5 protein-coding genes and 2 pseudogenes are annotated in these 8662 nt (G+C 57.1%); 4 read left to right on the forward strand and 3 right to left on the reverse strand.

What is annotated here, in order from left to right; translation table 11 throughout:
* Nucleotides 1-1056 (forward strand): annotated as a pseudogene (locus tag ACF8AM_RS16905) (hypothetical protein); the annotation flags it as partial.
* Nucleotides 1057-1156: 100 nt separating this feature from the next.
* Nucleotides 1157-1918 (forward strand): YggS family pyridoxal phosphate-dependent enzyme, encoded by a 762-nt coding sequence (locus tag ACF8AM_RS16910; RefSeq protein ID WP_392556767.1) that lies wholly within the window; start codon nucleotides 1157-1159, stop codon nucleotides 1916-1918.
* Nucleotides 1919-2118: 200 nt separating this feature from the next.
* Here ACF8AM_RS16910 and ACF8AM_RS16915 read toward each other — a convergent pair whose 3' ends face one another.
* On the reverse strand, nucleotides 2119-3300 hold the full coding sequence (locus ACF8AM_RS16915; protein ID WP_392556768.1) for a serine hydrolase domain-containing protein: 1182 nt from the start codon (nucleotides 3298-3300) through the stop codon (nucleotides 2119-2121).
* Nucleotides 3301-3517: 217 nt separating this feature from the next.
* Between ACF8AM_RS16915 and ACF8AM_RS16920 the strand changes: the two genes are divergently transcribed.
* On the forward strand, nucleotides 3518-3928 hold the full coding sequence (locus tag ACF8AM_RS16920; RefSeq protein WP_392556769.1) for a DUF3859 domain-containing protein: 411 nt from the start codon (nucleotides 3518-3520) through the stop codon (nucleotides 3926-3928).
* A gap of 75 nt (nucleotides 3929-4003) precedes the next feature.
* Here the strand turns inward: ACF8AM_RS16920 and ACF8AM_RS16925 are convergent, their stop codons facing one another.
* Together ACF8AM_RS16925 and tkt are read right to left on the reverse strand one after the other, a co-directional pair.
* A complete protein-coding gene (locus ACF8AM_RS16925; RefSeq protein ID WP_392556770.1) occupies nucleotides 4004-5317 on the reverse strand; it encodes an adenylosuccinate synthase in 1314 nt (437 codons plus the stop codon).
* 228 nt (nucleotides 5318-5545) lie between these two features.
* Nucleotides 5546-7597: a transketolase gene (gene tkt, locus ACF8AM_RS16930; protein WP_392556771.1), complete on the reverse strand. Its 2052-nt coding sequence runs from the start codon at nucleotides 7595-7597 to the stop codon at nucleotides 5546-5548.
* A 175-nt stretch (nucleotides 7598-7772) separates the two neighbouring features.
* Between tkt and ACF8AM_RS16935 the strand changes: the two are divergent.
* Nucleotides 7773-8662, forward strand: a pseudogene (locus ACF8AM_RS16935) (hypothetical protein); the annotation flags it as partial.

Here is an 8662-nt window from a genome sequence, read left to right on the forward strand (position 1 = left end):
AGCGAGTTCGCACAACCAGGCGACATGGAACAGCTCGAGGACATGCGACGACAAGTCGAAAACCTGATGCGAGAACAAGCCGAACGGCAAGGCCTGGAACGCAACAAGGACGGATCCGGTTTTCGCCTGACACCGCAAGCCTACAAGATTTTCCAAGGCCGATTGCTCGAGCAGATCTTCAGTGAACTCGATCCGTCACGCACTGGGCGTCACGAAGGCGACGTGGTCGGCGAAGGAGCCGTGGAACTGCAACAGACCAAACCGTACGAGTTCGGTGACAGCGTCGCCAACTTGGATTTGCCGCAGACGATCATCAACGCTTTGCTGCGTCAAAAGGATGAACGTCCGCTGCGACTGCACAGCGACGACATCGTGGTCCACAAGACTCGCAACCATCCCAAAGCCGCCACTGCGGTGATCATGGACATGAGCGGGTCGATGCGGTACGAGGGTCAATACATCAACGTCAAACGCATGGCGCTCGCGCTGCAAGGGTTGATCAACAGCGAGTACCCTGGCGACTTTTTGAAGTTCATCGAGATGTACACGTTCGCGAAATTGCGAACGCCGGGTGAAATCATCGAGTGCATGCCCAAACAGGTCACGATTCATGATCCTTGGGTTCGCTTGAAGTGCGACATGAGCAACCCAGACATCAGTGAACACGAGATCCATCCGCACTTCACCAACATCCAACATGCGTTGCAAATGGCCAGACAAAACCTGGCGACTTGCGACACACCCAACCGTCAAGTCGTGTTGATCACGGACGGTTTGCCGACGGCGCACTTCGAAGGTGAGTGGTTGTACATGCTGTATCCACCCGACCCACAAACTGAAGCCGCAACGATGCGGGAGGCGCAGCTTTGTGCGAAGGAAGGGATCACGATCAACATCTTCTTGATCCCCAGTTGGTCGCAGAGTGAAGAGGACATTCGGTTCGCCTACCGAATGGCCCAATCAACTCGCGGGCGAGTGTTCTTCACCAGCGGAAAGAACCTCGATCGTTTTGTGCTGTGGGACTACGTCAACAATCGACGTAGCATCATCGCCTAAAAGTGGCGCAGGCTTTCAACTTGCAGTCGCGTGAATGTCGGTTCAAATCACAGGTTGGAAGCCTATGCCACTATGGTTGGTGTTGTGTTAAAACGCCGGCATGGCTGAACCAATCTCGAAACAACAGATGGCGTGCGACGAATCGACTGCGAAGTCGCTGATCCAGGACAATTGGAACTCGGTTCGAAGTTCCGTTTCCGAAACTGCGCAGCGGTGTGGCCGTTCCCCCGACAGCGTTCGTGTCGTCGGTGTTACCAAGTATGTCGACGCGGAAATCACGGGCTGGCTCGTCCAAGCCGGCTGTCATGACCTGGGTGAGAACCGGCCGCAACTGTTGGAGAGCAAATTCCAAACGCTCGACGATGCCACCATTCGCTGGCACCAAATCGGCAACCTGCAACGAAACAAAGTCCGGCGTCTACTGCCCGCTGAACCGCTCGTTCACGCGATCGCCAGCGACCGGTTGCTCGGTGCGTTGCACAACGAATGTCTGCTTCAGTCACGATCGATCGATGGCTTGATCGAAATCAATGTTAGCGAAGAAGAAGCCAAGACCGGACTGCCGATCGACCAATTGGAACCACTCTTGGTTCACTGGCAAAGCCTCGAGGGCCGCTCCAACGCGGGCTTGCAAATCAAAGGCCTGATGGCGATGGCGGGCTGGGGCACTGACGAGTCCGCTGCCGCCAAACAGTTTGCCAAACTGCGAGAACTTCGCGATCAAATGGAATCGGCGACGGGAGTTTCGCTCCCCGAACTGTCGATGGGAATGAGCGGCGATTACCCCGCCGCGATTGCCGAAGGAGCCACGCTGGTCCGTATCGGCACGCGACTGTTCCAAGGTGTTCTGCCAACTGGTTGATGCCGAGACGGAGGGAGGGGAATTTCATTTTAGCAACGCGTGAACAACAAGCCTCGTAGGCCAGGCCCCGCCTGACGATCGTCCGCCGCCGATCGATCTTGCTCTTGCGAAAGCGATCGAAAGGACGACTCGCTTTGTTCCAAAGCATCGGCGCGGCCGCCATGTGAGACATGGCCTACGGCGTGATTGCCAATCGCTTCCTACAAAGCTTGCATCAACGCTTCGCCAAACGCTTGCCTTACCTTGGAGGCGTCCGCATTCGGAAAATTGGCTCGCTGGACCATCAAGATCATCGCCACTTCTTTTTCCGGATCGATCCAAACCTGCGTTCCATGAGCGCCACCGTGACCGAACGTTCCCGACGTGAGGGCCTTGGTCACGCCCTGCGGTTCGCGAATCACGCAGCAACCGATTGCCCATCCGTTGCCAGGAGTGAAACCGGTTTTCAAATCGCCGGTGCAGATCGTTCGCATTTGCTGCACAGCGGCCTCGGACAACAATTGCTCCTCGTCCACCCGGCCATCTCTCAACAACATTTGGCAGAACTTGGCGTAATCATCCGCCGTCGAAAACAGCCCACCGTTCGCTGCCGGGAATCGAGAGCGATTCATCGCGGTGCCACCGGATAGAACACTGATCGCGGCTTCTTCCAAACGCTTTGGTTTCTCGCCATCTCCTTCAACCACGCGGTAGGACTTCGTCAATCGCTGGTGCTGTTCGGGTGACAGATAAAACGTCGTGTCTTTCATCCCCAGCGGCTGACAAATTCTTTCCTCAACAAAGCGATCAAAGGTCATTCCCGAGACCACTTCGACAATTCTCGCCGCGGTGTTGATACCGGTCTGGCTGTATCGCCATTCGCTGCCTGGTTCGAACATCACCGGCAACTCCGCGTATCGTTTGGCGACGATCTCCAGCGAGGGATCCGTGTAGGCACTCTCGCGTGGCAATTCGCTCATCCCGGAAGTGTGCGTCATCAGATGTCGAATCGTGATGTTCGCAGGCGTGCCATCAGCCAACTTCAGATTCTTCATCATTGGCAGATGCTTGGAAATCGGATCATCAACGGACAATTTGCCTTCATCCTGCAGCATCAACACGCATGCCCCAGTGATGGGTTTGGTCATCGAAGCGATCCAAAACAGAGTGTCTCGTTGCAACGGTGTTTGCTCGGTAACGTCAGCCATCCCGACCACACTGACGTGCTTCAACGAATCCGGTCCGACCACCAACGTGACCGCGCCCGCGATTTCTTTGTCCGCCACGAACTGTTGCATTGACTGCGTGATCCCCGAAATTTCGGGATCGTTTGCTCGAGCGTGATCGACCGCCACATTCCCGGCCAACAAACTCATCACCAATCCACCCAAAATCCAACGCATGATCTCGCCTCCGCCAAGAAAGAATTCATTAGCACCCGGCACAATTGCCTGACGCCCCCAATCAATCGGCTCATTCTATTCGGACTGACAAACGGAATGTTTGCTCACCCGCAGCACGGGATTTTCTTCGTCACGGATTTATGGCATGGTGGCAAACGGCGAAACGTTTTCAGTCAGTGCGTTCGCACAGTTCCCTCCCTCGAATCGAGAACCATCGTTGGCGAAGAAGAAAATCGAAACGCGAATGCGGACCTTTGGCATTCACTCCAAGTGGGACGGGGAATCCAAAGAACTGCCGCGGTTCATCCGTAGCACGACCACCATCCAGGCACTTGTCGACTTTGAGTTTGGATTCATCGTCAACATCAAGGGTGCCAAGAACCAAGAGCTGTTTTTCTGCATCGATCACCCGGGCATCAAGGACGAAAGCGGCAAGACTCGCGCACCCTTTGATGGTTCCGTGTATGTCAAAACCAACGACTGGAACTTCTACTTGGGCGACACGATCTGGAACCCGATCGATGACAAACTCGGGCCATGGCAGATGTGGCTGGAGATCGACGGCAACATCATCGCCGAGAAAACCTTTGAGGTTGTCCCGGCATCGGACGTGGCAGAGGTTTCGTGAAAACGCGGGACAGGCTGCCAGCCTGTCAATTCATCGCGACGACAGACTAGAGGCCTATCCCACACTGCCGCCGACCTACAACTCCATTGCCAGAGCTTCTTCGGTGAAGATCGTTTGGGCACGGTCGGGACCGACGGACAACACGCCGACGGGGATACCAACCAGCTCTTCGATACGTTTGACGTAGGCCAACGCCAAGGGTGGGAAATCATCGACCGAGCGGGCGTCATCGACGGGCGTGTTCCAACCTTGGATCGTTTCGTAAATCGGTTTGCAACGACGAAGCTGTTCCGCGTGAGCGGGCACGCGGTGGATTTCCTCGCCATCCAATTCGTAGGCGACGCAGACCTTCAGTTCATCGAAGTGAGCGAGCACGTCCATCATCATCAATGCCAGTCGGGTCACGCCTGACAAGCGAGCGGTGTAGCGCACGGCAACCGCGTCGAACCAACCGCAACGACGTGGGCGTCCGGTGGTCGTTCCGAACTCGTTTCCAAGTTTGCGGATCTTCTCGCCCGTTTCGTCTTCCAGTTCGCTCGGGAAGGGACCGCCGCCAACTCGCGTGCTGTACGCCTTGCAGACACCGAGAACTTGATTGATCCACTTGGGAGGCACACCGGCACCGGCACACACGCCCACGCCTGACGAGTTGCTGCTGGTCACAAACGGGTAAGTCCCATGGTCGATGTCCAGCAAAGCGCCTTGGGCACCTTCGAACAACATCTTTTGGTTGGCTTCGGCGGCGTCCAAGACCATGTCGGTCGTGTCAGCGATCATGGGAGCCAAACGTTCGGCCCAAGAAGCCGCCAGAGCGACCATTTTCTCGGGTGCGATCGATTCCAGCTCTTCCTCGGAAGCACCGATGTTCTTCAGTAGCGTTTGCTTTTGCGTCGCGACCGTGGCGATGCGTTCGTCACGTGACCCTTCGATCAAGTCGATCATTCGGATCGCGTGGGTGCGTCCGACTTTGTCTCGGTAACACGGGCCGATGCCGCGATTGGTTGTGCCGATCGATTCGCCACGCACAGCGGTTGCGTTGATCGTCGCGTCTTCAATCATGTGCCACGGCATGACCAAGTGGGCACGCTCGCTGACCTTCAGGTTTTCGAAGACATCAATCCCGCGAGCTTGCAAGCCATCGATTTCTTGCAGCATCGTGGTCGGGTTGATCACGACACCTGGCGTGATCACGTTTTGAACATCGCTGTGCAGAATCCCAGATGGGATGTGGTGCAGTTTGTAGGTTTCATCGCCCGCGACGACGGTGTGTCCCGCGTTGGCTCCGCCTTGATAGCGAACAACCCAATCAAAACGTGGTGCCAACAAGTCGACGAGTTTGCCTTTGGCTTCGTCGCCCCACTGCAGACCAATGACGCAAGTACCGGACAAGAGATTCTCTTTCAGTGATGGAAGGGTCGTTGAGACGAACGGGCGATTCGTCGAGCAAACTGCACGCGAATGGGTCCGCTTCGTTTTCGATCAAGGTTGGAAAGAAGTCAGCCACCGGCTGACACAAGATCATGCTCGCGGGCCGCGAAGGCGGCCCGGCGGATCGTCTCCACGCGATCACCCCTGCTCGCAAACCTTGCGAACAGGGAATGATTTGCGTGCTGAGATTCAGGACAAAGCGGCTTTGACAACCGCGTCGGTGTTGATGCCGAAGTGCTCGTAAACGGCATCGAATGGGCCACTGGCACCGAACGAATGCATGCCGATGAATTTGCCTTGCGAGCCAATCCAGCGGTCCCAGCACATTTGAATGCCAGCTTCGACGGCCACGCGGTTGGTGACTTCAGGTGGCAAGACTTCGTTGATGTACGAGGCGTCTTGCTGAGCGAAGATGTCCATGCACGGCATACTGACGACACGAACCTTTTTGCCTTGAGCGGTCAATTGCTCACCCGCATCCACGGCCATGTGAAGTTCGCTGCCGCTGCCCATCAGAATCACGTCCGGCGTGCCTTCGCAGTCGCTGAGGATGTAACCACCGCGAGCACATCCCGATGCCGCGGCGTACTTGCTGCGGTCCAGGGTAGGCATGTTTTGACGCGACAGAACAAACGCACTGGGGTGATCGTTGATGCCCATCGCGGTGCGATAGCACTCAGCGACTTCGTTGGAATCACCAGGGCGGAAAACGTTCAAACCTGGGATCGCGCGGCAAGCGGTCAGGTGCTCGACGGGCTGGTGAGTCGGTCCGTCTTCGCCGACGCCGATCGAATCGTGCGTCAGGATGTACAGGGTGGGTTGATGCATGATGCTGGACAACCGCATTCCACCACGCATGTAATCGGTGAAGACGAAGAACGTCGCCGCGTAACCACGCAAACCGGACAAGCACAAACCGTTGGCGATTCCGGACATCGCGTGTTCGCGAATTCCGAAGTGCAGGTTGCGGCCTTTGTATTGGCGAGGAAGGAATTCGCCGGCACCTTCGAACTTCAAGTCCGATTTGTTCGACGGTGCCAAGTCAGCACTTCCGCCGATCATGAAGGGAACGTTCTTGGCGATCGCGTTGAGGACTTTGCCGCTGCTGTTGCGGGTCGCGTCGCCCTTGGCGTCGGCTTCGAAGACAGGGATGTCTTTGTCCCAACCTTCGGGCAATTCGCCCGCGAACATGGCTTTCAATTCGGCAGCCTTGGCCGGCTCGGCCGCTTGGTACTTGGTCCAAACGTCTTCCCACTGGCTCGATGCCGTTGCACCGCGTTTGCCAACGCCTTCGGAGAAGTGTTCTTTGACGCCAGCGGGCACATAGAATTTTTCGTCTTCGGGCAATCCGTAAGACTTCTTGGCCAGGGCGACTTCGTCCCAACCCAGTGGTGCGCCGTGAGCGCCGTGCGTGTTTTGCTTGTTGGGTGCACCGTAGCCGATGATCGACTTGACCACGATCAAAGTGGGCTTGTCACTGCAGGCTTGGAATTTCGCAATCGCTTTGCCAAGGGCGTCGACATCGTTCGCGTCGTCCACGTGCAGGACGTTCCATCCGAGTCCTTCGAACTTTTTGCCCATGTCTTCGCTGAAGGCGAGCTCGGTGTCGCCCTCGATGGTGATGTTGTTATCGTCGTACAACCAGCAAAGGTTGTCGAGCTTCAAGTGACCGGCGACCGAAGCGGCTTCGGTCGCGATGCCTTCCATCAAGTCGCCATCGCTGCAGATGACGTAGGTGTTGTAGTTGAACAGTGTCAGATCGTCGGTGTTGTAGTTGGCGGCCAACCATTTTTCGGCCATCGCCATGCCGACGCTGTTGCTGACGCCGGCACCGAGAGGTCCGGTCGTGGTTTCGATCCCGGCGGCTTCGGCAAATTCGGGGTGCCCAGCACAAACGCTGCCGATTTGGCGGAAGTTTTTGATGTCTTCCAGCGTGATCGATTCACCGCCGGTCGGTTTGCCGTAGCGGTCCGTCGCTTGGACGCCGATCAAGTGCAGCGTGCTATAGAGCAGCATGCTGGCGTGGCCGCAGGACAACACGAATCGATCCCGGCCCGGCCAGTGTGGCTTGGCGGGGTCATAATTCATCGTGTTTTGGAACAATTGATACGCGATGGGGGCCAAGGCCATCGGTGTGCCGGGGTGACCACTGTTGGCGGTTTGAACGGCATCCATGCTGAGGCAGCGGATGGTGTCGATGGCGAGGGTTTGAATGTCAGTGGAGGTGGCAGTCATCGGCACGCGAGAGATGGTTGGAGGAGCAAAATTTCAGACCCCGAAAGCCTACCGGCGGGGCCCGAAACACGAAAGCCCTGAGGCGAAACCACCCCCTCAAATCACCAGAATCCCCCTCCATGGATCCGGTACACTGACCGTATCCCATCACCCCTGATCCCATGTTTTGAGGCCGAGAAAGATGAAACGGCGAAACAAGAGGAAGATTGCCTACGTTGCCCTGGCCGCGATCGCGACCTGCGATTTCGGTATTTCCGCGGCCCAGCCCCCTGAGTTTCAGGGCCCTCGGTTCGAAGCCCCGAAATCAGGCCCAAACGGCCCAAGACGCCCCGACAGCCCACCCGCGATTCCGCCTCGCTCACCGGGGCATTCACCGGCACCCTCCGCCAACGCAGGCCCGCAACGCCCCGGCCCGTCTCGAAGTTTGGCGTCGCATGAAAAACAAGCCCTGGAGTGGGCGATGTTCCTGCAGCATCGCTTTCACCAACCAGTGGAACTGGACGCCGAACGGAAGCTCAGCGAGCTGCCTCGATTGATCCGGGAGGAACTCGGCGTCCCCTGCACGATCGACGAATCCGCGATGCGAATCGCGAAAATCGATCCTTCTTCCGCGATCGTCGAAGTGCGTGCGATGGAAATCCCGCTGCACGTCGCTCTGAAACAGGCCCTCGCTCCACTGAACTTGGCCGCCAAGCTGACTTCGGACGGCTTGGTGATCACCGCGGATTTCACGAGGCTCGCGCGAGCCGGCATCGCCACGGATCACTGGGCGGGGATCTCCGCCAAATCCGCCAAGACGATGCAGTCCGACCTGAACCAAACGGTCACGATTGAGTCCGACGACATGCCCTTGGAAGAGGCGGTCGATTCTCTGCAAGAACACCTTCATCACCGCATCGTGCTCGACGTTTTCGCGATGGAAGACGAAGAACTGTCAGCCGACCTGCCTGTGAATCTTCATGCCAAGGAAACCAGCTTCCGCTCGGTCATGAATCGAATGCTTCGCGATCTGAACCTGACCCTCCAATTCGAGGACGATGTGTGGGTCGTGACGACGATCACTGCGGCTGA

The sequence above is a fragment of the Rhodopirellula sp. JB055 genome, from assembly GCF_043100905.1.
Lineage (GTDB): Bacteria > Planctomycetota > Planctomycetia > Pirellulales > Pirellulaceae > Rhodopirellula.